The organism is Flocculibacter collagenilyticus, from assembly GCF_016469335.1.
In the GTDB taxonomy this organism is placed as follows: domain Bacteria; phylum Pseudomonadota; class Gammaproteobacteria; order Enterobacterales; family Alteromonadaceae; genus Flocculibacter; species Flocculibacter collagenilyticus.
Genome location: NZ_CP059888.1, coordinates 371,269 through 393,250 on the forward strand (window position 1 = coordinate 371,269; position 21,982 = coordinate 393,250).

15 protein-coding genes are annotated in these 21,982 nt (G+C 42.3%); 5 read left to right on the plus strand and 10 right to left on the minus strand.

Translation table 11 applies throughout. The features are described from left to right. Window positions 1-173 precede the first annotated feature (173 nt). Window positions 174-2,918 carry a hypothetical protein gene (locus HUU81_RS01660; protein ID WP_233520555.1) on the plus strand — a complete coding sequence of 915 codons (2,745 nt, stop codon included), beginning with the start codon at window positions 174-176 and terminating at the stop codon, window positions 2,916-2,918. Between the two features lie 221 nt (window positions 2,919-3,139). Beyond that, window positions 3,140-5,857 carry a TonB-dependent receptor domain-containing protein gene (locus tag HUU81_RS01665; RefSeq protein WP_199610553.1) on the plus strand — a complete coding sequence of 906 codons (2,718 nt, stop codon included), beginning with the start codon at window positions 3,140-3,142 and terminating at the stop codon, window positions 5,855-5,857. Window positions 5,858-5,960: 103 nt separating this feature from the next. On the opposite strand, the gene panC is transcribed toward HUU81_RS01665, so the two are convergent. From panC to sfsA, 7 genes are all read right to left on the minus strand, one after another. Next, window positions 5,961-6,809 carry a pantoate--beta-alanine ligase gene (gene panC, locus HUU81_RS01670; RefSeq protein ID WP_199610554.1) on the minus strand — a complete coding sequence of 283 codons (849 nt, stop codon included), beginning with the start codon at window positions 6,807-6,809 and terminating at the stop codon, window positions 5,961-5,963. 18 nt (window positions 6,810-6,827) lie between these two features. Next, window positions 6,828-7,622 (minus strand): 3-methyl-2-oxobutanoate hydroxymethyltransferase, encoded by a 795-nt coding sequence (gene panB, locus HUU81_RS01675; RefSeq protein WP_199610555.1) that lies wholly within the window; start codon window positions 7,620-7,622, stop codon window positions 6,828-6,830. A gap of 90 nt (window positions 7,623-7,712) precedes the next feature. Further along, window positions 7,713-8,198, minus strand: a complete 486-nt coding sequence (gene folK, locus HUU81_RS01680; RefSeq protein WP_199610556.1) for a 2-amino-4-hydroxy-6-hydroxymethyldihydropteridine diphosphokinase — start codon at window positions 8,196-8,198, stop codon at window positions 7,713-7,715. After that, window positions 8,195-9,547 carry a polynucleotide adenylyltransferase PcnB gene (gene pcnB / locus HUU81_RS01685; protein WP_199611930.1) on the minus strand — a complete coding sequence of 451 codons (1,353 nt, stop codon included), beginning with the start codon at window positions 9,545-9,547 and terminating at the stop codon, window positions 8,195-8,197. Before pcnB ends, folK begins: the two co-directional genes overlap by 4 nt. A 313-nt stretch (window positions 9,548-9,860) precedes the next feature. After that, window positions 9,861-10,796 carry a tRNA glutamyl-Q(34) synthetase GluQRS gene (gene gluQRS / locus HUU81_RS01690; RefSeq protein WP_199610557.1) on the minus strand — a complete coding sequence of 312 codons (936 nt, stop codon included), beginning with the start codon at window positions 10,794-10,796 and terminating at the stop codon, window positions 9,861-9,863. Between the two features lie 46 nt (window positions 10,797-10,842). Beyond that, on the minus strand, window positions 10,843-11,283 hold the full coding sequence (gene dksA / locus HUU81_RS01695) for an RNA polymerase-binding protein DksA (protein ID WP_199610558.1): 441 nt from the start codon (window positions 11,281-11,283) through the stop codon (window positions 10,843-10,845). A gap of 211 nt (window positions 11,284-11,494) precedes the next feature. Beyond that, window positions 11,495-12,202 carry a DNA/RNA nuclease SfsA gene (gene sfsA, locus HUU81_RS01700; RefSeq protein WP_199610559.1) on the minus strand — a complete coding sequence of 236 codons (708 nt, stop codon included), beginning with the start codon at window positions 12,200-12,202 and terminating at the stop codon, window positions 11,495-11,497. A gap of 211 nt (window positions 12,203-12,413) precedes the next feature. Here sfsA and pepB point away from each other — a divergent pair, with 211 nt between their 5' ends. Further along, the gene (pepB, locus tag HUU81_RS01705; RefSeq protein ID WP_407644830.1) at window positions 12,414-13,724 is read left to right on the plus strand and encodes an aminopeptidase PepB; all 1,311 of its coding nucleotides are present in this window, start codon (window positions 12,414-12,416) and stop codon (window positions 13,722-13,724) included. Between the two features lie 2 nt (window positions 13,725-13,726). On the opposite strand, the gene thpR is transcribed toward pepB, so the two are convergent. After that, on the minus strand, window positions 13,727-14,314 hold the full coding sequence (gene thpR, locus HUU81_RS01710; protein ID WP_199610560.1) for an RNA 2',3'-cyclic phosphodiesterase: 588 nt from the start codon (window positions 14,312-14,314) through the stop codon (window positions 13,727-13,729). Then, on the minus strand, window positions 14,315-15,418 hold the full coding sequence (locus HUU81_RS01715) for an energy transducer TonB (RefSeq protein ID WP_199610561.1): 1,104 nt from the start codon (window positions 15,416-15,418) through the stop codon (window positions 14,315-14,317). It lies immediately after the preceding gene. Window positions 15,419-15,645: 227 nt separating this feature from the next. Between HUU81_RS01715 and hrpB the strand changes: the two genes are divergently transcribed. After that, window positions 15,646-18,195 (plus strand): ATP-dependent helicase HrpB, encoded by a 2,550-nt coding sequence (gene hrpB / locus HUU81_RS01720; RefSeq protein ID WP_199610562.1) that lies wholly within the window; start codon window positions 15,646-15,648, stop codon window positions 18,193-18,195. Window positions 18,196-18,294: 99 nt separating this feature from the next. Continuing rightward, entirely contained in the window at window positions 18,295-20,616 is a 2,322-nt protein-coding gene (mrcB, locus tag HUU81_RS01725; protein ID WP_199610563.1) for a penicillin-binding protein 1B, read from the plus strand. Between the two features lie 51 nt (window positions 20,617-20,667). Here mrcB and hemL read toward each other — a convergent pair whose 3' ends face one another. Next, window positions 20,668-21,963: a glutamate-1-semialdehyde 2,1-aminomutase gene (gene hemL / locus HUU81_RS01730; protein ID WP_199610564.1), complete on the minus strand. Its 1,296-nt coding sequence runs from the start codon at window positions 21,961-21,963 to the stop codon at window positions 20,668-20,670. Window positions 21,964-21,982 lie beyond the last annotated feature (19 nt).

Consider the following 21,982-nt stretch of genomic DNA (forward strand, 5'->3'; position numbering starts at 1 on the left):
CAACCTCGCCTATCCTGATGTCATCATCTCACCATAAAACTGTCACCAAACTGCAATCTACTTGTTTCAAAACTGTCATCTAGTTTCGCTATTTTGTGCCCACTTAATTTTCTTTGTAATGAATTCAACTTTGAACTCATGGAAATAATTATTCCCACATATTGGAGCACAACATGGAACTGAACGGTCTTGAAATGAAAAGCGTAGAACTGAAGAATGTTTTCAAAATCTCCGCGCTTGCGGCGGCTATTGCATTAACTGGATGCGGTGGCGATATCGTATTAAATGCACAAGCTCCAAATGTCGATGTTGCACCTACTCAACCAACTAATCCTGCTCCTACAACGCCTACAGAGCAATATGCAGGTACTTATGATGCAGGGCTGAGCCAAGCGGTAACAAGTGCGCTAGGTAACGATACTACGGTACAAGTTATTTCAGGCCGCATTACTCAAGATACAGTATTGAAATCAGGCGCGATGTACGCACTTTCTGGGCCTGTATTTGTAGGTAATGACAAAGCTGATAGCGCAACACTAACTATAGAACCCGGTGTGGTGGTGTTTGGTCGTAGCGGGAATGACTACTTAGTCGTAAGTCGTGATTCAAAAATTAATGCGGTAGGATCGAAAGATAAACCTATTATTATGACTTCACTACAAGATGTGGTTGGTGATGAAACGTCAGCAGGCCAATGGGGCGGCATGGTATTACTCGGTAATGCGCCTTCAAATAAATGTCCGTCAGACGGTTCAGATTGTGCCTTGCAAGTGGAAGGTGTTGAAGAAGGTGCAGTATTTGGTGGCACCAATTGGGAAGATAACTCAGGTGCCCTTAAGTACGTTGTAGTGAAGTATGCAGGCTATGAAATTGCACCAGATAATGAGTTAAACGGTATTACGTTTGGTGGTGTAGGCTCGGCAACCAGTGTCGACTACATTCAAGTGCATGCGAATGCTGATGATGGCGTCGAGTTCTTTGGTGGTGCGGTGAATGTGAAGCATTTGGTGTTAACTGGAAATCAAGACGACTCAATAGATTGGGATAATGGTTATCGCGGTAAAATGCAGCATGTGTTTGTACAACACGACCAAAATGCAGGCGATGCTAATCGCGCGATTGAGGCAGATAACGATGGTTCAAACCCAGATAAAGAACCAATGTCTAATCCAACTATTTCAAACATTACCATTATGGGTAACAACTTTGATGGAAAGGACGACTCAGAAGGTGTTTATTTACGCGAAGGTACTGCTGCGAAAATTTATAACATGGTCATTACTGGCCCAAATGAAATGGGTGAATGTTTAGAGGTTGAAGACAATCCAGTGTCTCAAGCACACCTACAAAATGGTGGTATTATTATTGAGAACTCCATGATGGCATGTAGCAATGATGAGAACTTCAAGTACAAGGATGCAGGTGTAAACTTGGAAGAATGGTTCATGGCACAGTCAGGTAACAGTATTACCACGTCACCGTTATTATCCAGTAAAGGCACGCCGCTAACAGGCTCACCGTTATTAGAAAAGGGTCAGGATGTGGGTACTAATGTAGATGGCAGCTTTTTTGATACCACAGATTACATAGGTGCATTTAATGCTACCGAAGATTGGCGTAAAGATTGGGCCTTTGGTTTTGGCGGTGGTGTAGTTACCGCACAAGCAGAAGCTGCTGGCTGTCCTGCGGGTACTGTTGCTATTTCACCAGCTGACGGTGTTACCACAACTTGTGAAATATCAGGCCGTATTACGTCAGACTTACGATTGACCGCCAACAAACTATATGCGCTATCAGGGCCTGTATTTGTAGGTAATGACAACGCGGACAGTGCAACCTTGTCAATTGACGCGGGCGTTACCGTGTTTGGCCGCAGCGGCAATGACTACTTAGTGATTAGCCGTGGCTCTAAAATAAATGCGCAAGGCAGCTCAACGGCACCCATTATCTTTACGTCAAATCAAGATATTACTGGTGAAGTAACGGCTGCTGGCCAATGGGGTGGCATGGTATTACTGGGTAATGCGTCGTCAAATAAATGCCCACAAGACGGTTCAGATTGTGCACTGCAAGTGGAAGGCGTAGAAGAAGGAGCGGTATTTGGTGGTACGAACGACCAAGATAATTCAGGCACTTTGCGCTATGTGGTAGTTAAACATGCCGGTTATGAAATTGCCCCAGATAATGAATTAAATGGGATCACGTTTGGTGGTGTAGGTAACAAAACAACCGTTGAGTATATTCAAGTACACCAAAATGCGGATGACGGGGTTGAGTTCTTTGGCGGCACAGTAAACGCCAAATACGTTGTTTTAACTGGCAACCAAGATGACAGTGTTGACTGGGACAATGGCTACCGCGGAAAAATGCAGTACGTATTAGTAAAGCATGCAGCAGATGATTCAGACGCTAACCGTGCAATTGAAGGAGACAATGACGGTTCGACACCCAATAAACAACCACAATCTAACCCGCAAATTGCCAACATGACGATTATTGGTAATAACTTTGATGGAAAAGATGACTCTGAAGGTGTGTATCTGCGAGAAGGCACAATGGCGCAGTTAAGTAATTTTGTGATAACAGGCCCAGCTGGTATGGGCGAGTGTTTTGAAATTGAAGATACGCCAGTTACTCAGCAAAACGCGACAAATTTAGATATCTCATTCACTCACTCAGTGGTTGCTTGTCAAAACGGTGAGAACTTTAAAAACATTGATGAAACGTGGTTCCTTAGTCAATCGAAGAATGAAGTGGCAAGCAAGCAAACGGACGTGTTGAAAGGTTACTTTACGCAATTTGCAGCAACGCCTAAAGACTTCGGCGGTGACAAGTTCTTTGATAACGCGGACTTCATCGGTGCGGTAAAAGAAGGTAACGACTGGACAGTTGGTTGGACAGTGGGCTTAGGACACTAAGTTTATAAGCAACTCGTCGTGGAATATGTGACTTAGCTAAACGTCGAATGGTTTTACCATCGGCGTTTAGTGATTAGGTGTTGCCAAAGAATACAGTCACTTCGGCACATCAATAACTTATTTCACGCTTTCATTTATTCACTCTTATTTTCTGAATTAAGCAGTGCTAACAGCCATCTCTAAATGAACGTATTAAGCACCGCAATGCTAAAAGGTCTAACATGAAAACAGATGCCAAGTTTCGTTTATCAACACTATCCTTTGCTATTTTATGTGGCATTCAAACGCCACAGGCGTTAGCACAAACCGCAGGGCAAGACACGCAAACCGCTAATGTTCAGCAAGCTGATGCGGATCAAATTATTGAAGAAGTAGTTGCAACAGGCACTCGATTAAAAGGTAGCGCGACAGCGGTACTAGAAGAGCGCAAGCAGCAAGCATTTGTTGCTGATATTATGGGCGCAGAGCAAATTTCGCGTGCAGGCGATGGCGATGCGGCTTCTGCGTTACGTCGTATAACAGGGCTAACGCTGGTGGACGGCAAGTTTATTTATGTACGTGGTCTAGGTGAGCGTTATTCAAGTACGCAATTAAATGGCGCGGCGGTACCAAGTCCAGATCCTACCCGTTCTGTGATCCCACTAGACTTATTTCCGTCTGAAATTATCGAAAGTTTATCCGTTCAAAAGTCTTACTCTCCCTCAATGCCTGCATCATTTGGTGGCGGTAACGTGGACATTCGAGTGAAAACAATCCCAACGGATTTCTTTTTTAATATGAGTGGTCAGTTAGGTGGTAATAGCGAAAACTTTGACGACGGTATTACTTACCAAGGTGGTGATAATGATTGGTATGGGCGCGATGATGGCACTCGTGCTGCTCCGCAAGCAATTCAACGTTTATGGGATCAGCGCACTTTCTTAAATGATATTTCTATTGAAGAAAACCGTGTGTTAGCGCAGCAAATTAATCGCGATTACGATCCTGAATATGACACAGTTAATCCCGATGTGGGGTTTGATGTGGCAGTGGGTGATAGCTATGAAACCGGTGACTTTCGTTACGGTTTTTTAGCTACTCTTGCCTATGATAATGAATGGGAAGTAGCGGAAGAATATCAAGGGGAAGATTTTCGTAAAGATGTGATGGATAACCAAACGACTGAATGGGTTATGGTGCGAGGTTATGATGAGATAACGTCAACGGAGCACGCTGTAAAATGGTCGGCAATGTTAAGTATGGGCATTGATTATGATCGTAATCATCGTCTAGATGTTAGCATGATGTCGTTAAATGATACGCGTGACCTAATGCGCGATAAATATGGCAATTCAAATAATATTTTACTGGCGGATGGTCAGCGTATTCATGCGTTTGATATCACCTATGAAGAACGCCAATTGTTAGTTAATCAAATAAAAGGTATGCACACTTTTCCTGAATACAATTTTATTGGAATAGATTGGAAATACTCGAACGGCCGCTCTAGCCGATATGCACCTGGCAATGTAGAAACTCGATTTCTATTAGAAGATGGTAGTTTTGATGGACAGCAAAATGGTCTGTTTGAAACGCCACAAGAGTCATCACTTTACAATGCAACCACAGCAGGTCGCTACACGTTTCAGCAGTTGGATGACCAAGTAGAAAACTACGGATTTAACCTCTCTTTACCAGTTTCATTCGCTCGTTGGGAAATAGAATTAAAATCGGGGGCGGACTTTGTTGAAAAAACACGTAATGCATCAAGCCGCCGATTCGATATTAATACCCGTGCGCTTGGTAGTGATTTCGATTTATCAGGTGAATCGTTTGGACGTATTTTGAGTAATGACGCGATAGCGAATGCAACATTAAACAATGCGCTATTGCGCGACACAACCATAGCGGGTGATGACTATATTTCAGCACAAAAAATAGATGCCGCGTATATTGAAGCCGACATATTTTTTGATGAAACATGGCGAGTAAGTGGTGGGTTACGCTGGGAAGATTTTCAGCAAGTAGTTGTGCCGTTAGTGCCACAAACCGGGGCAGCAGATTTACCATCAGATGCAACAGTGAATGACCTACAAAACTTTACTTTTCAAGAAGATGATATTTACACGTCACTTGCGGTTACTTACGTGATTAATCCCGAAATGCAATTACGCATGAGTTACGGTGATACTGTTGTTAGGCCTGATCTTAGAGAAGTTTCTAACTCAACCTTTATTGATCCATTAACAGAATATCCCATTGCTGGCACACCGGGATTAGAAACTACTAAGATTGATAACTATGACTTGCGCTGGGAGTGGTACATGGACACAGGCGAGAACTTATCTGTTGGCCTGTTTTATAAAGATATGGATCAGCCTATTGAGTCAGTGCAATCACCTGCGCAAGATGGGCCCCCGCTTATTCGTATTGCAAACGCCGAGTCTGGCCATGTGTATGGTATAGAGTTTGAGTTCTTAAAAGACTTAACGTTACTAGGCGACAGCTTAGGTGGCATTGGTAACGATATGTTTGTTTCTGGCAATGTAACCTTGAGCGACTCTGAAATGACACTTGATACGCAAAGTATTGTTCAGCAAACGGGGGTATCTGCGGCCATCACTAATACCACAAGACGCTTAACAGGACATTCTGAATATGTAGTCAACTTACAAATGGGTTACGATGCACCAAGTGGCAACCACTCAGTTACTGCGGTATACAATGTATTCGGAGAGCGCGTCATTATTCCTGGCATCGAAGGTCGCCCTGATGCAATGGAGCAACCATTTCATTCATTAGATATGGTTTATACCTACTACCCTGACTTTAATAGTACCGTTAAACTGAAATTACAAAACCTATTAAATGAAGATAAAGAAATTATGTTCGACAACACGTTATTGCGCTCACAAACCAAAGGCATAGGTTTTAGTATTGCGTATAAATACGAGTTTTAGCGATAAGACAGCGTCAACGTAATAGTGCTGTATGAGAAACAAGAAAGGGGCTTACGCCCCTTTCTTGTTGATAATGTAATTTGTGCTGTGAGTTAAATGCTAATTACCGATAAAAGTGAATATTATCAATCAATCTTGCTTTGCCTAAATGCGCGGCAGCGATAATAACAATGTGCTTGGTGTGTTCCGTGATGTCTGACATATCGTCGCCATCTTGAATATGAAAATAATCAGGCGTGAAGCCTGCTTGAGCAATTCTATCGTTGGCTTCGTGAATTAACGCTGTAATATCGCTGTTTCCAGCCAGCATTTGTTGTTTTAGCGCTAACAACGTTTGGTATAACGCAGGGGCTTGTTGCAACTCTTGCTCAGTTAAATAACCATTGCGTGAGCTCATTGCTAATCCAGATTGCTCGCGCATGGTTGGCACACCAACAATGTTGATGCCCATAGACAAGTCATCAACCATTAACTTAATCACGCGTAACTGTTGATAGTCTTTCTCACCAAAACAAGCTGTGTGCGGAGCAACAATATTAAATAGCTTTGTCACTACAGTAGCAACACCACGAAAATGCCCCGGACGACTTGCGCCACAAAAACGCTCTGAGATATGAGGCACTTCAACAAAGGTTTGCTGTGCTAACCCTTTGGGATACATAATATCGGGCGTAGGCGTAAACAGTAAGTCAACACCTTCTGCAATTAGTTGTTGGCAGTCTTGTTGTAACGTTCGCGGATAAGCCGCTAAATCAGCGCTTTGATCGAATTGCATGGGGTTAACAAAAATACTCACTACAATTTTAGTGGCATGCTTTTTTGCTTCTTCAACTAAGCTTAAATGTCCAGCATGTAAATTGCCCATCGTTGGCACAAAGCCAATGGTTTCACCTTGTGCTTTCCACTCGTTAATTTGTAATCGTATTTGGTCAACTTTGTCGGTAATTATCATGGTGTGCTTAACTTGTCATTAATCGAAACTACGTTCATCTTCAGGGAAAATACTGTCTTGAACTTCTTTAATGAAAAGCTCGGTTGCTTCAGGAATATTGCCAGTTATGTCAAGATAGTTTTTAGAGAATTTAGGGATATAGCCAGTAGAAATACCAATAAAGTCATGCATGACTAAGATTTGGCCATCTGTATCGCGTCCAGCACCAATACCAATTGTAGGAATAGACACGCCATCAGTAATACGTTTAGCTAGCGCAACAGGTACACACTCTAATACCAGCAATTGTGCGCCTGCTTTTTCTAAACTTTTGGCATGCTCAATCATTTGATTGGCTTGTTCTTCTTTACGTCCTTGCACCTTAAAACCACCAAAAACATGCACTGATTGCGGGGTTAACCCTAAATGTGCGCACACCGGGATACCGTTACGTGTTAAACCTGCAATGGTATCGTATAACCAATCACCGCCTTCAAGTTTTACCATGTTGGCACCTGCTTGCATTAAGATGGCGGCATTTTTATAGGCATCTTCAGTGGTGGCGTAGCTCATAAATGGCATGTCAGCCATTACAAACGTGTTTTCCACTCCCGCTGCTACGCTGCGAGTGTGGTAGGCAATGTGCTCAACGGTGACGGGTAACGTGTCTTTATGTCCTTGCAGTACCATACCCAACGAGTCACCTACCAAAATAACGTGCATACCGGCTTGATCAAAAATTTGCGCAAAGCTTGCGTCATAAGCAGTAATTGCAGCAATTTTCTCTGATTGCTGTTTCATTTTAAGTAATTTAGAAACTGTAATTTTTGCCATGTTAGTTAACCACACTGGTTGTTATAAAATAATGTAACTTAATAAACTGTTTGAAAAATAACATATTAGAGTAAATACTTTAACTGATTATTACGCATTGATTGCCGTTAAGCCGTTTAAAGGAACGCGTTCTAATAAGGATGATAATGAGGTTCCGCAAGGTAAAATAAGCGCAGGAGTAATATCGGCAAGAGGATAAAGTACAAACTCTCTTTCCTTTAAACCGTAATGCGGAACCGTGAGATGTTCTGTGTTTATCTCACTGTTGCCGTAAAGCAGAATATCTAAATCGAGTGTGCGGGCACCCCAGCGTTCATCCTTTCTTACCCGCCCATGTTGCTGTTCAATACGTTGAGTTGTTGCCAGTACTTGCTCGGCACTAAGCGACGTTTCAATTAAGGCAGCGGCATTAACATAATCGGGTTGATCTTGTGGCCCCATAGGCTGGCTTTGGTAATAGGCTGAAACCGCCACTAGCTGAAAATGTGGCTCAACGGATAATGCCGAAATGGCCGATTTTACTGTTGCTAGCGGATTGTTTAAATTTCCGCCTATGCCAATATAACAAGTGGTCACGATGCTGCTGGCTTATTTGCTGAATTATTTGGGCGAGCACTAGCGCGCTTTTTGCGCTTAAAGTTGCGTTTTTTTGGCCCTTTACCTGAGCGCTTCTCAGATCGTTCATTTAAGCTACGCACCATATTGTTTTGCTGTTCCGGACTGACTTGTTGAAATTCAGTCCACCACTGTGCAAGGCTGATGAGGTCTTTGCCGCCTTCTATTTCTGAACGGAGTAACAAGAAATCGTAGCCTGCTCTAAATTTAGGGTGCTCTAATGTTTTAAACGCACGTCGTCCTGCACGTTTCGCGAGGCGAGACTGCAAGTGCCAAATATCTTTTGCTGTCATGGCGAAGCGTTTAGGTAGTGAAACAGACTGATTATGACGATGAAGAATGTCGTTTAATGCAATATTAAATGCATCAAAGTGATTAAAACCAGCTTCAATCATTAAGTGCTGGCAATGACGTTCAATTGGATACCACAACATGGTGGCGTAAATGAAGGCAGGAGTGACTTTGCGGCCAGATAAAATGCGTTCATCAGTGTTAATAAATACTTGGTTTAACAGTTGTTCTTCTTTGCTGTTGGCATCACCGCTCAGTGTTTCCGCAACTACAGGGAACATATGTTGAAACAGGCCAAGCTTTAACATCATTTGATAGTTTTCTTGTGCTTTACCTGCCATGAAAAGCTTAAGAGTTTCTTCAAATAAACGAGCTGGTGGAATATTGCGCAGTAAATTAGCAAGCGACTTGATCGGTGCTTTGGTATGTTGCGCAATAGTCATATCTAATTTGGTAGCAAAGCGCACAGCACGCAGCATACGTACAGGGTCTTCGCGATAGCGTTGCTCAGGATCGCCAATAAGCTCAATACTGCGGCGATTAATAGCATCTATGCCGTTTGCATAGTCATAAATGGCTTTATCTTTATTATTGTAATACAGCGCATTAATAGAAAAATCTCGGCGTTGTGCATCTTGCTCGATGTCGCCGTATACATTATCGCGAAGGAGTTGACCTTGCTCACTAGCGCTGGCTATTTTCTGTTGATTAGGTTGGCTGCTTTCTTCTTGGTGATGACCACGAAACGTAGCGACTTCAATAATTTCACGGCCAAACATGATATGGGCTAAACGGAAACGACGACCAATTAAGCGGCAATTACTGAATAACCCTTTAATTTGCTCTGGGGTTGCATTTGTCACCACATCAAAGTCCTTTGGTTTTAACCCGAGTAACGCATCGCGAATACATCCGCCAACTAAATATGCGTCAAAACCACGGTCGTTTAATCGACGCAGTACTTTTAAGGCATTATGACTAAATAGCTTTTCAGACAACTGATGTTCTGAAGCGGGGATCACTAATGGTAATTGCACATTTGAATGCGGTGCTGATGATCCCAAGTTTTCTCGTTCAGAGTTTGATTGTTGCGTATTTTCGACATGTTCGACAGATACATCCGCCTCAGTACTAAAGGCTTTTCGACATATGCCAATAATTTTAGAAATAATAGCCAGACTCCTGCTTAACCAGACTGCAATACCTAAGCTTGGCTAAATCAGAATCGTGAATAGCTCAAGAGACAAGGTAAAAATAAAATTAGACGAATTATAAGCCAGCTAAACTCAAAAAAGAATCGCTAGAGAGGATAATCTGCCTTAGTGACAAAAATTAAACAACTATTTCTTTATCTTTTGGCAGTGTGTCCAGCGACCATTGACCGATTGCCCAATTTAGTAAGTCATTGATATCGTTTTTAAGTTTTGATGGCGCGCTGTAATTTGTGTGCGCTAAAGCTATAAATTCTTTTGGCACCATTAAATTAAAAAATTGCAGGGCTTTTACTAACTCAAGCAGCGGTTGTTGGTTATTGAGCGCCGGAGCATGGTTTTGTTTACTAAGCTTGAACCCTACTTTTTGTGATGCAAGGGGTAAATAAATATAGCTAGGCGTAGGTGCGTTAAATAACTGATACAAGGTGAGCTGACGCACCGTTGGCTCTATTAAGTCAGCACCACGCACCACCTCGGTAATACCTTGCTCAATATCATCTACAACTACCGCCAGCTGGTATGCATATAAGCCATCTTTCCGGTGAATAATAAAATCCTCGGCAGCAAATTCATGAGCAATGGTGATGTTACCGCGAAGCTGGTCATAAAAGTGGGGAACTGGATGTTTATTATTGAGCCGTAATGCATGAGGCGAGCTAACGTAAGTTTTAGATTTGCAGGTGCCGTCATAAACACCGCCTTTCGCCATAATTTGCTTACGCGTGCAATCACATGGGTAAATCGCCCCTTGCTGCTTTAACCATGTTAACACTTCATCATATTGATGGTGACGTTGGCTTTGGTAGACAACGGACTCATCCCAATGCAGCCCAAATGCTTCTAGGCTTGACAATATTAGGCTTGCAGCTCCGGCTTGCTCACGAGGTGGGTCGATGTCGTCAATACGTACTAACCATTTACCCTGTTGGCTTTTGGCTTGTAAAAAACTGCCTAACGCGGCGATCAGTGAGCCAAAATGCAGCGGACCAGAAGGCGAAGGAGCAAAGCGGCCTCGGTACCCAGAAGGCGAGGGGATAGTAATAGGTAGGTTCATCTTGAGTTACTAGAAACAAAAAAGGAGGCATTGCCTCCTTTTGTGATTAACGACCTTGCTGCTTTTCCTTGATTTCATCAAGGGTCTTACAGTCAATGCATAAATCAGCAGTTGGTCTTGCTTCTAGGCGACGGATCCCAATTTCGATCCCGCAGGCTTTACAAAAACCAAACTCATCATCTTCAATAAGTTGAAGTGTTTTTTCAATTTTTTTGATTAACTTACGTTCACGGTCACGGGTACGAAGTTCAATACTAAATTCTTCTTCTTGTGCTGCACGATCCACAGGATCTGGGAAATTAGCCGCTTCATCTTGCATGTGCGTCATGGTGCGGTCTACTTCTTGACGCAACTGATTACGCCATGCTTCAAGAATTTTTCTAAAATGAATACGTTGAGGCTCGCCCATGTATTCTTCACCAGGCGATTCTTGATAAGGTGTTACACCAGCTAATGCCAATAGACCTAAAGACTTTTGTTCTGGCATAGTTCTCTCCTATAACAGTCCAATAATGACCGTTTGTCGGTCTTTTAAGGAGCTTAAAAATAATGGCGGCTATCTATATCAAAATATTGGGTTAACCGCAAACAAAAATACAAAAAATAGGCAGATCTGTTAAGTATAGTGCCAATTTTTATAAAGGAGACACCAATATTGTGCTTAATCGGTAATTTTCAAGCATCTAGGTGAAATTTAATTAAATAACAATCGGCACTGATTTACTTAATACAATTTCATCTGGAGTTATATCGGCTGTATACGCCAAAACCTCAACCCCTTTTTGCACCGCTTCTGCTAATAACTGGGCATATTGAGGGTCGATATGTTTAGCTGGTGAAACGGTGTGTATTCCCGTATGCAATACCGCAAAAAACAATACAGCACGGTGGCCAGCTTCAACCATTTCTATTAGCTCTCTAATATGTTTTTGGCCACGTACAGTAACCGCATCAGGAAAATAACCTTGTGCTTGCCCTTCTAGTAATGTGACAGACTTAACTTCTATATAGGTATTTGGTTGATGTTCATCAGTTAATAAAAAGTCGATGCGGCTATTCTCATTACCATATTTTACTTCCCGTTTAAGTGATGTATATCCAGAAAGCTCGCGGATCACATTATTATTCAGTGCTTCTTCAACAAGCTGATTAGCGCGCTGTGTATTAACGCAGATAAAATGATCGCTGAATGTTTGGGTTAATTCCCAACTGCGTGGGTACTTACGTTTAGCGTTATCTGATACGCTGTACCAAACAGTGTTATTCGTTTCAGCACAGCCTGTCATTGCTCCTGTATTTGCACAATGAATAGTTTGTTCTTCGCCGCAGGGAAGGGTAATGTCTGCCAAAAAACGTTTGTAGCGCTTTACTAATTGAGCAGGTTGTAACGGTGGGATAAATTTCATAGTTGTTAATATAACCGTGGCATATAATGATAAGTCGGGGTGTTATTCGATATTGTCTTTTATTAAGTCATCACCATATAACACTGATAGCGTGGATTTATGCTGCAATAGTAAGAATTTTACAAGCCAAAATACAATATTATTTAATCTGGTGTCATCACGTTGATGCTGGATTGGTCTTTCATACAGTTAAAACAAAAAGAGGTGACACGTGACGTCAATCATGCAAGTTACACTGAGTACTGAAAAAGCGCCTTCACAATGGGGCGAGAGTGCAGTACTTTCAAATAATGGTGAACAAGTTGTAGTACACAGTCATGGTGATTATCCATTACAAGCTATTCAACGCGCAGCACGGATGTTAGATAACCAAGGTTTATCGACGATTCAACTAACAGGCGACAACTGGGCTACTGAGCAACAATGGGCTTTCTTTCAAGGTTTCACATCGCCTAAAAAACTAAATAACGTTATGTGGGCTGATAATGCGGTTAGTGATATTGAAGAGCTAAATGCAAGACAAAAAGCAATCTCGTGGGCAAAAGCCGTTATTAACGACACACCAGACGAAATATACCCAGAAAGCTTAGCTAAACTGGCAGCTGAATATTTAACGTCAGTTGACAGTGCCCACATCAGCCATGAAGTTATTTTTGATGAGCAACTACTTGAGCACAACTGGCAAGGTATTCACGCGGTTGGCCGAGGCAGTGATCGCAAACCGCTATTATTAGTTGTTGATTATAATCCAACTGGTAACCCAGATGCGCCTGTGGCGGCAGCGCTAGTTGGTAAAGGTATTACGTTTGATAGTGGTGGCTACTCGATTAAAGCGAGCGAAGGAATGGCTAGCATGAAGTGTGACATGGGCGGCGCAGCCACTGTTACGGCTGGCCTTGGTTTAGCCATCGAGCGTGGCCTTAAGCATCGTGTTAAATTATTTTTGTGTTGTGCAGAAAACTTAATTAGTGGCCATGCATATAAGTTAGGCGACATCATTACGTATAAAAATGGAACAACGGTAGAAATTGTTAATACGGATGCGGAAGGTCGATTGGTATTAGCCGACGGTTTAATGGCGGCAGCAGAAACGGGCGCGTCTTTAATTTTGGACGCAGCGACGTTAACCGGCGCAGCAATGGTTGCAGTAGGTGCAGAATATAATGCATTGTTTGGTTTAGATAAGGCGTTACAGCAACGCGTGATGTCTTATTCTGAACAAGAAAATGAACCAGCGTGGCCGTTACCGCTTGAGAAGTGGCATCAGAACCAATGCCCTTCTGTGTATGCTGATACGGCGAATAGCCGACCGCAAAAAGGCGGCGGTATGGGCGGCGCGAGTAATGCCGCAGGCTTTTTAGCGCGCTTTGTGCCAAATGATGGTCAAGGCTGGGTACACATGGACTTAGCGTCAGCCTTTAATAATAGTAGTAATGGTTTATGGTCCGCCGGTGCAACAGCCCTAGGTGTACGAACGATTGCGCGAACGTTATTAGAAGAAACACGTTTCCACGAAGAATAAGTTTACAATAGATCCCATGTATAAAGCGGTGTGTAAACAACACCGCTTTTTTGTTTGTGGTGATTACCATGCACCTCTTCGTGATGTGACTCGTATAAGGCGAATTGGGTGCAGTTTATCTGAAAAGTGACATCGCTTGTTCGTGCTTCAGTGAAGTGTTTTATCTTTCTAACAAGCGTGATGTGTGGTTTGTATTGAGAGTGATGTGACTCGAAGCCTAATTCAGCAACTCTATTGGCAAGTTGCTGCTGTAGCTCAGTAAGTTGGCTGGGAACCTTGCTTGGTGCTAAACACAATATCTTTGGCTTTTGCCAAAAATGTAATTGATTAAACGTTAGTGAAAATTGCTCAGCAGACACTTTATTTCCTATATCAACCAATGCGGCTATTTGCTGAGTATTACATTGGCCTAAAAAAGCCAATGTAATGTGTAAGTTATCTGATTTAACAATCGGCTGGTTTAGATATGCCAACGAGTGTTCGCGCCACTCTTCAATTTGGTGTTTAGTACTTGGCGCTAACACAACAGCAAAGAATAAGCGTTTATTATTCAACGTCATTATCCCGTTAATATATCTATTCGACTTCAATTAAAGTTTACTTGTGGGACTAACCTCTACAAAGTTAAAGGTTGTGTTATCTTCACCATATAAGTAAACCTGACATGTTCCCCACGAGCTAGGTACTTTAATAATGCTGTCGAGGATTACTTTCATTTGATTGCGCATCCCCTTACAGCGAATATCAACTTTATCTAACCTGCCTTGCACATTAGAAATAGCAAAACTATTTCTTACTAGAGTATGGCTCCAAAAGTCTTTAGTGGCCAAATCACCCGCTTTTACTATAGGGTATTCACTGGCAATATGCTCTTTTAGGTTATTACTATGGGTAATAATATTGGCGAACTGTTGTTGATATTTAGGATCTAAGGACTGAATACGCTTAATCGTTTTTAATGCTTTATGAAAATCGCCATTAGAGATTTCTAAACCATAAATATTGGACAAGGCCCAGTGGTAGGTGTCGCGTTTAATGTATTTTCCATCAGAATTTGTTGCGTGGTATAAATACTTTAATAAATTAACCTCGTCGTTCATGCTTTTATAGTAAAAGGATTTTAATAGCGCTAGTCTGGCATTTTCATACATATTCCACACTGGCATTGCGTCTAACTTATCCAATAATTCTTTTGCCTTAAGCAAGTCGCCACTTTCCAAATGTTTGCGTACTTTTCGATAGTGTCTAGCAAATTTTTTAGTTGCGCCGGGTTTCTGATTATTCAACTTAAATTCAAACTGTATTGTACTGTCGCACTGCTGAATAGCTTGGCCATTTTGCATCGCGGGGGTAAACGTGGCTTTTTGGATAGCCTCGAGCGCAGCACTTTCGAATGCCTTCAACCCTGACGAGTCTTCAATTATGGGGTTGCTTACAGTTCCGTCTGGCTCGATGATATAACTCACTTGAACCCAACCTTCTTGGCCATTTCTAGCAGCCACTGATGGATAGCTTAATGACAAGTCATCTTTTCTTTTTGCATAGCTGATCTCATCAATTTTCACATCTAATAAGTCACTTTTTACAGGTGATGAATTTGTATCGCTGGCTTGCGCATACACCATATTATTAGAGAAAAAATACAATGTTGTTAAAGCTGATAGTAGTAAGAGAGTCATGCGGAGATGTTTCAAAGTGTCATCCTTGGTTGTCAATTAGAAATAAAAGTGAAATAAGAGTCTGGTTAGGTAGCAATTCGAGCGGTTAATAATACATTGAACAGCTAATTGTTAAATAGAATTTAACGTTTGTAACCTTATTTTAAACGGAGCGCATAATATAAAAATAAAGCAAGGCAAACAAGTGTGTGCTGAGTATAATCTTCTGCATATTTTTACCTTCATTCCGGTCTATCAGTTAAATGACAACGCTCCCTATCGACACTGTACTTTCTGACATTCACGATAAACTAGCAACAACGCCCAATCTAATATTACAAGCAGAGCCCGGTGCTGGTAAATCTACAAGAGTGCCGCTCAGTTTGCTCGGGGCGAGCTTTTTGCAAGGTGATAAAATCATCATGTTAGAGCCAAGGCGTGTAGCGGCAAAGTCGATAGCGCATTATTTGGCTAGCCAATTAGGAGAAAAAGTTGGTCAGCGGGTTGGTTACCATATTCGAAATGAACGCAAAGCCTGTGCGGAAACGCAACTTGAAATTGTAACGGAAGGCATACTAACGCGCCGATTGCAGTTAGACCCAGAACTAGCAGGTGTAGGCTTAATTATTTTTGACGAATTTCATGAGCGTTCTGTTCATGCCGATTTAGGATTAATGCTCGCCTTAGAAGTGCAGCAAGCGTTGCGTGATGATCTTAAGTTATTAGTAATGTCGGCCACGATTGATAGTCAAGCGATTGCAAAGTATATGCAAAACGCTGAAGTGATACAGTGTGGCGGCCGTGTCTTTCCTGTGCAAACACACTACCAAGTGCGTGAATCGAATTTATTAGTTAACGACATCAAAAAGGCAGTCATTCACGCTCTGCAGTTTGATGATGGTGATATATTGGTGTTTTTGCCGGGGCAGTCAGACATTAACAAGTGCATGACGCAGTGCGAAGCCATGTTAAATACTGAAGGCGAGGAAAGCGGATTATCTAAAGAGGTTATTTGCCTGCCATTGTATGGCGGCTTGTCGCTCATCCAGCAAGAGCGGGTGTTAACGAAGTCGGCTACTTCTTCACGTCGTATTATTTTCTCCACCAATATTGCCGAAACCAGCTTAACGATAGAAGGCATTACGACAGTTATTGATTCAGGCTTAGAAAAAACACTTAATTTTGATCCAAACAGTGGCATGACACGCCTAATTACAGGGTATATCTCACAAGCGTCGGCCACACAGCGAAAAGGTCGAGCTGGGCGTTTGCAGCATGGACATTGTATAAGGTTGTGGAGTGAAGCTAAGCATCATCAACTAAAGGCATTTCAAGAAGAAGAAATACTCACAGCTGAGCTTACCAGTATTGTGTTGGAGTTATCGGCTTGGGGCATTACTCAGTATGAAGAGGCAAACTGGCTAACTAAACCACCTAAAATACACTACGAGCTGGCTGCACAGTTATTGCAGGGGCTAAAGCTGATAGATAAGCAAAATAAAATTACTGAGCTTGGCAGGCGTGCTTTGTCTTTGGGGCTAACACCACGATTAGCCAGTATGTTGCTAAAGTGCGAAAAGGGTGAGCAGCAATATGTCGGCAGTATAGTTGCTGCCCTATTATCTGAGCGAGATATCTTTCAAGCACAACGTTCGCATAGCAATGTTGATATTGTTCATCGCTTAGTGGCACTGCAAGATTACATCACGAATAAACAAGATGCGAAGCAAGTGTATGCGTTTAATATAAGTGTTGTAGAACGGGTGCTTGCACTAGCAACTTCATTTTTAGGTACGCTTGGTGTGGCAAAAGGTAAAAAGTGGCCACTAATTACCTTAGCTGACATGCAAGAACACGCAGGTAACATGCTATTGATGGCATTTCCTGATCGCGTGGCTAAAAGCAGGGGAGATGCTGACACTCGCTATGTATTGGCAAATGGCAAGGGCGTTAAACTAGACGACACTGACGCATTAAGTGGTGAACGTTGGTTAGTAGTTAACGATTGTGACGCACAAAATAAAGAAGGGCGAATATACAGTGCCGTGAGTGTTGAACATGCTCAAATTGAGCAATTACTAGGCTATCAGTTTGTAGAAAATAGCAGTTACCGTTTAGACGCGAAAAAACAAAAAATTATTGGGCGTAAGCGCATACATTATGGTGCGATAACTGTGGCTGAAGAAGCACTGCAAGACGTGCCCCGAGATGCGTTCCAAACATGCTTAAAAACGCTTATTCAAACAGAAGGTTTATCGTTGCTCAATTGGACTAAGGAGTGCGACAGTTGGCTAGCGAGAGCACATTGGCTAGGGCAACAAATAACCTCTTTTCCAGCTATTTCATTATCAACTTTGATTGAACATATAGAGCAATGGCTACTGCCGTATATTGAACATGTTTCAACGATTAAACAGCTTAAGCATGTCAATATATTGCCACTGCTACAGGCGAATTTAAGCTGGGAACAGCAGCAAGTGCTCGACAATGAAGCGCCAACACATTACATCACACCGAGTAATAAATCAGTGATCATCCGTTATGATAATGTACAAGGGCCTACGGTGGCTGTTATTTTACAAGAAATGTTTGGTGAGCTGACTTCACCCTGCCTTGCAAACGGAGCAGTGCCTTTGCGGTTTGAACTGCTTTCTCCCGCCAGAAGGCCCATTCAAACCACCAGCGACTTAGCGCACTTTTGGCAGCATTCATATTTTGATGTTGCTAAGGACATGCGCGGTAAATACCCTAAACATCGATGGCCAGAACAACCACTATTAGAAAAGCCGGGACGTTCCATCAAAAGAAAGTAAGAAGCGATGAAAGAGGCTTGCTTGTCAAAGTTGGTGAAGTGTAGTTATTATGCTACTCGCCTAAAATATACGCGCCTAAGATAAAAGAAGTAATTACGTATGGCTAAGTTTGATCTATCCACCATTCAATCAAAAATGATACACGCAAGTAAGCGGTTACTGATTACGTTCGGTAAAATTGGGCTAGCGCTTATTGCATGTATGGTGCTATACATTATTTATTTAGATGGCAAAGTTACTGCCAAATTTGAAGGGCAAAAGTGGCAGTTGCCCGCCCAGATTTATGCCCGCCCACTTGCGCTGTACCCTCAGCAATCCTTAACAAAGCAGCAATTAATTAATGAACTAGAACTACTTAAGTACCGTAAGGTGAAAAAGCTCACGCGAGCAGGGCAATATACGGTATCTCGTCACCATGTGTCGTTTGTACGAAGAGCGTTTCAATTTGCAGAAGGCTTTGAAGGTGAAAAGCGGTACAGCATTGAATTTAAAAACGACAAAATTGTACGAGTAAGTGCGCGTGGCGAACAAGAGAATATCAGTTTTGCTCGTATTGAGCCTCTGTTAATTGACCGATTGCAATCACCTAATAAAGAAGATCGCGAGCTTATACATCTTGAGGATATTCCTGAAGTTATTAAAGACACCCTATTGTTGATTGAAGATAAAGACTTTTACCATCATGCCGGGGTTTCACCATTAGCGATTATGCGTGCGCTATTTGTCAATTTGCAAGCAGGGCGCACAGTACAAGGTGGCAGTACTTTAACGCAACAGCTAGCCAAAAATCTCTACTTAACCCGAGAAAAAAAGTTGTGGCGAAAAGTTAATGAAGCCTTTATTGCGCTGATACTGGATTATCGTTTTAGTAAAGATCAGTTGCTCGCTGCTTACTTTAACGAAGTGTACATGGGGCAATATCATAACCAAGCGGTACACGGTTTTGGCTTAGCCAGCCGCTATTACTTTTCCAAGCCGTTAAATGAGTTACAACCACATGAATATGCATTGCTGGTGGCGATAGTCAAAGGTCCTTCCTTTTACGATCCTAGGCGTTTTCCAGAACGCGCCAGAAAGCGACGAGATTTAGTATTGAGACAAATGCTAGACGCTGACTATATCTCGGTTGAAGAATATAAAGTGCTGGTAGATATGCCGCTGAATGTAACAAAAAAGAGTGCTTTTAAAACGGTTAAGCATCCGGCTTATATTGATAAAGTAAAGCGCGAACTACGAGCCATGCCAGAGTTAGACAGTGTGATAGACAATGGCATTAAGGTATTTACCGCGTTAAACCCGTTACTTCAGCAACAAATGGAGCGCACTGCCTCACAAGGTATTGAAGCATTACAGCAAGCGGCAAGTAGCAAAACAGAACTGCAAACGGCCATGATTTCAATAGATATTGAAAAAGCAGGTGTTGCTGCACTGGTAGGTGATAAAAATGTTGAATACTCTGGGTTTAATCGTGTGCTCGACAGTAAGCGCAACATCGGCTCGTTAGTTAAACCTGCTATTTATTTAGCTGCTTTATCGCAGCCTGAGCAGTATTATTTAGGTAGTGTGTTAGCAGATGAAAAGATTACCGTTGAGCATTCTGATGGTGATATGTGGCAGCCACAAAATGCCAATAAGCGCTATGTAGAAAATATTCAACTGATTGATGCATTAGTGACTTCGCAAAATGTTCCCACGGTGTGGTTGGGTAATCAGTTGGGTGTGGCAACCATTAAGCATACCTTACAACAGTTAGGTGTTACGTCTCGTATTCCTGATTACCCCTCAATGATGCTGGGTGCGATTTCATTGTCACCCATTGAAGTAGCGCAAATGTACCATACCATTGCGAATAATGGTGCCTATCAACAAATTAGCGCCGTGCTATCGGTAACCGACAGTCGTGGTAGCAAGTTGTGGGATAAAGCATTGAGCTATCAACCTCGGTTTAACTTTTCTACCATGTATTTATTGAATTATGCACTGCATAGAGTCACCACCAAAGGCACAGCTAAAGCGTTAGGTCAGGCGATTCCGCGCACGGCATTCGCGGGAAAAACGGGTACGACAAATCAAAAGCGTGATAGTTGGTTTAGTGGATTCGATCAAAATATATTAACCGTTACATGGGTGGGAAATGATGATAATAAATCAGTCGCTTTAACCGGAGCCAAGGGCGCATTACAACAGTTTATTCATTTACATAAGCAAACAGTAAAGTCGTCTTATTTAGTGCCTAAGCCAGCTGATGTTGAAATGGCTTATGTCGGACAGCTAATGCCGATTAACAAAGCCAATGTGAACTCTGCAGCAAAAAGTAGTATCACTTACAGTGCTAACATGGATTGCAAGCGAACGCGTATTTTACCGATTCATACTAACAGTAAAGAGATAGCAACAAGATGTAATAAGAAGAAAAATTAAGCATGACATTGGTTATCATGCTTAATTTACAATGTGGGATCTATAACAAGATTAGTTAGATTGCGCTAATTGGGCCATTGCCTTTTCTGCCGCCCGAATGGTTTGTTCAATCACTTCGTCAGTATGACTAAGCGAGACAAAGCCAGCTTCAAATGCTGAAGGGGCTAAGTAGACACCTTCAGCAAGCATTAAGTGATAAAACTGCTTAAATGCATCCATGTCACATTCAGTGGCTTGGGCATAGCTTGTTACAGGTGTATCGCTTGTGAAGAAAAAGCCGTACATGCCGCCCACATAATTGGTTGTCATCGGAATGCCTGCTTTATCCGCGGCCTGTTGAAAACCTTCGCATAAGCGTTTTGACTTGGCAGTTAATTGTGCATGTAAGTCTGGCGTGTTTTCCATTTCTGTTAGCATGGCTAAACCCGCTGCCATTGCAACTGGGTTGCCAGAGAGTGTACCCGCTTGGTAAACAGGCCCAACAGGCGCAATATAGTCCATAATGGCTTGCTTACCACCAAATGCCCCGACAGGCATTCCGCCACCAATAATTTTGCCTAAAGTAGTTAAATCGGGAGTAATGTGATAATGAGCTTGTGCACCACCTAAGGCAACACGAAAACCAGTCATTACCTCATCAAAAATAAGCACTGACTCATACTGGTCACAAATATCACGTAGGCCTTGTAAAAAACCATCCACTGGTGGAATACAGTTCATGTTGCCTGCAACGGGCTCGACTATAATACAAGCTATTTCGTTGCCGTATTCTTCAAAGATGGCTTGAACAGAAGCAATATCATTAAATGCTACGGTAAGAGTATGCTTGGCAAAGTCTTCAGGAATACCCGGTGAATTTGGCACACCTAGCGTTAATGCACCTGAGCCCGCTTTTACTAATAAAGAATCAGCGTGACCATGGTAGCACCCTTCAAACTTTAAGATTTTATCTTTGCCAGTGTAGCCACGTGCTAAACGAATGGCACTCATGGTGGCTTCAGTGCCAGAGCTAACCATGCGTACTTTTTCCATAGCAGGCACAAGTGTTTTAATTTTCTCAGCCATCGTCACTTCAATTGCGGTTGGCGCACCATAGCTAAGGCCATTATTAACAGCGTTAATGACTGCTTCGCGAATGACAGGGTGGTTATGACCTAAGATCATTGGTCCCCACGAGCCAATATAATCGATGTATTTGTTGCCGTCGGCGTCAAAAAGGTAAGCACCGTCGGCTTTTTCAATAAATAGAGGAGTGCCGCCCACACCGTTAAATGCTCTAACTGGCGAGTTTACACCACCCGGAATAGATTGCTGGGCTTGTTCAAATAATTGCTGTGATTGAGTCATAGATAGGTCTCTAAAGCGT